The sequence below is a fragment of the Actinoallomurus acaciae genome, assembly GCF_042429965.1.
Classification (GTDB): Bacteria; Actinomycetota; Actinomycetes; order Streptosporangiales; family Streptosporangiaceae; genus Actinoallomurus; species Actinoallomurus acaciae.
Genome location: NZ_JBHLZP010000818.1, coordinates 1 through 2559, shown reverse-complemented (window position 1 = coordinate 2559; position 2559 = coordinate 1). Strand labels below are relative to the sequence as shown.

Genomic DNA, 2559 nt, shown 5'->3' with positions numbered 1-2559 from the left:
CCGCCCCGCCGGCGCCGACGGCCACCGCCACGACGTGCCCGGCCATCGCCGGCGCCGTGACCTCGGCGGCTCCGTGCAGGTCCCGCAGCACCGCGACCAGGTCCCGCCACAGCACCTCGGCGTCGAACGTGTGCGCCACGTCGCCGTCGCGGGGGCGTCTGGCCAGGCGCAGCGTCTTCCCCTCCGGGGTGACCAGCGCCGCGCGGACCGCCGAGGTGCCCACGTCGACGGCGCACACGGCGCGTTCACAGTGCCCCATCGTCGGCCAGCTTCTCGATCTCCTGCTCCGACAGGCCGAGCAGGTCGCGGTAGACGTGGTCGTTGTCCTCCCCGACCCGTGGCGGCGCCTTGCGCACGGTGCCGGGAGTGCCGCCCATCTTGATCGGGATGCCGGGCAGCCGCAGCGGGCCCAGCTCCGGATGCTCGACGTCGAGCATCATCTCCCGCGCGGCGATCTGCTCGGACTCGACGACCTCGGGGATCTGGGCGACCTTCCCGCACGGCACGCCGGCCTCGGCCAGCGCCCCGGTGATGTGGGCGCAGTCGTGCCGGCCGGTCCAGGCGGCGACCTCCTCCTCCAGTTCGGCGGTGTGGGCACGGCGTTCTTCGACGGTGCGGTAGCGAGGGTCGGCGGCCAGGTCCGGCCGGCCCATCGCGGCGCACAGTTTCGGGAACAGCCCGTCGGTGCCGGCGTGCAGGTAGACGTGCCCGTCCCGGGCGGGAAAGACGTTGGCCGGGGCGTTGAGCAGGTCGCGTGAGCCGGTACGGCGGGGCTGCTCGCCGAGCATCGCGTACGCGGCGGGCCGGGTGCCCAGGGTGGAGAACAGCGCGTCGAGCGAGGACACGTCGACGTGCTGGCCCTCGCCGGTGGCGCGGCGGTGCATCAGCGCCAGCAGGGCGCCGATCATGCCGTGGTACCCGGCGATGTGGTCGGCGATGTAGGCGCCGGTGAGCACGGGCTCGCCGTCGGCCGGCCCGGTGACGCTCATCAGCCCGGAGGCGGCCTGGGCGATCGCGTCGAACAGGGCCCGGCCGGCCAGCGGCCCGGTCTGGCCGAACCCGGAGATCGACACCAGGATGACGTCGGGTCTGATGGCCGTCATGTCCTGGTAGGACAGGCCCATCGCGGCCATCGTGCCGGGCCGGTAGTTCTCCACGACGATGTCGCTGCGCTCGATGAGGGCGGCCAGCAGCTCGCGGGCGCGCGGGTGCCGGGTGTCGAGGGTCGCGCCGTACTTGTTGCGGTTGTAGACCATCGTGTAGATGCTCTCGCCGCGGTGAAAGGGCGCGTGCATGCGGGCGTCCTCGCCGCCCGGCCGTTCGACCTTGATGACCTCGGCGCCCATGTCGCCGAGCATCTGGCAGCACAGCGGCCCGGCGATGAACCGGGACAGGTCCAGGACCCGCACCCCGTCGAGCACTCCGGTCATTCGTCGGTCCCGGTGGTCTGGAACGCCGGGTAGGTCCAGGCGTTGACGTCCGGGTCGATCGGGACGTCGAACAGGACGGGCCGGTCGCCGTGAAGCGCCTCGCCGACCCCCTTGGCCAGCAGGGTCAGGTCGGTGACGCGGGCGGCGCGCAGGCCCAGGCCCTCGGCCACGCGGGCGTAGTCGACCTCGCCGAAGTCCACGCCGATCGTGCGCGGGCCGTACTTGACGATCTGCTCCTGACGGATGTTGCCGTACCCGGCGTCGTTGAGGACGACGACGCAGACCCGGCCGGGTACGCGTACCAGCGTCTCCAGCTCGGCCAGGGTCATGCCGAGGGAACCGTCGCCGACCAGGGCGAGGACGGGGCGCTCGGGGTCGATGGCCGCCGCTGCGACGGCGGCAGGCACCGCGAATCCCATGTTGCCGAATCCTACGGGCTTGATGTAGGTGCCGGTCCGGCGCACTTCCCACAGGTAGGACCACACGCCGGGGTTGCCGGCATCGGGGATCAGCAGCGTCTCGTCCGGGCTGGCGTCGCGCAGGACCGGCACGATGTCGGCCGGCGAGAGCGGGGCGGCGGCGCGCGGCTCGGGCCGCCGCCACCACGCCTCCCGGCGCCGCTGGACGTCGTCGATCCAGCCGACGCGTGCCGTGGTGTCGTGGCCGGCCAGCGCCGTGCCCAGCTCGCGCAGGGTCGCGTCGGCGTCACCGACGACGCCGACGGTGCGGTCGCCGTAGTACCGGCCGATCGTCGCCGGGTCCACGTCGATGTGGACGATCCGCGGCAGGTCCAGCGTCCACCGGCTGGTGGAGACGGCGTTGAGGCTGTTGCCCACGGCGATCACCAGGTCGGCCTCGCGCAGCACCCCGGCCGACAGGCCGGTGCCCATCCGGCTCAGCACGCCGCACACCAGCGGGTGGGTGGTGGGGACCGCACCGATGCCGTTGAAGGTCGTCAGCACCGGTGCCCGCAGCGTCTCGGCCAGGTCCAGCGCCGCCTGGCCGGCCTGGGCGCGGTTGCAGCCGTTGCCGAGCCACAGGACGGGCCGGCGGGCCTCGGTGATGAGGTCGGCGGCCTCCCGCAGGGCGTCGGCGGCGGGCCGGGGCCGCTGCCCCACCCACGCGGTGG

Annotated in this window: 2 protein-coding genes and 1 pseudogene; all 3 read right to left on the bottom strand. The window is 73.7% G+C overall.

Features of this window, described 5'->3' with window-relative positions; translation table 11 throughout:
* Positions 1 to 259 (bottom strand): annotated as a pseudogene (locus ACFFNX_RS47485) (xylulokinase); the annotation flags it as partial.
* Complete coding sequence (locus tag ACFFNX_RS47480) at positions 246 to 1430, bottom strand: CaiB/BaiF CoA transferase family protein (RefSeq protein WP_378212997.1); 1185 nt, start codon at positions 1428 to 1430, stop codon at positions 246 to 248. The pseudogene ACFFNX_RS47485 and the gene ACFFNX_RS47480, both read right to left, overlap by 14 nt.
* A partial coding sequence (locus tag ACFFNX_RS47475; protein WP_378212996.1) for a thiamine pyrophosphate-binding protein occupies positions 1427 to 2559 on the bottom strand: 1133 nt, incomplete at its 5' end. The genes ACFFNX_RS47475 and ACFFNX_RS47480, both read right to left, overlap by 4 nt.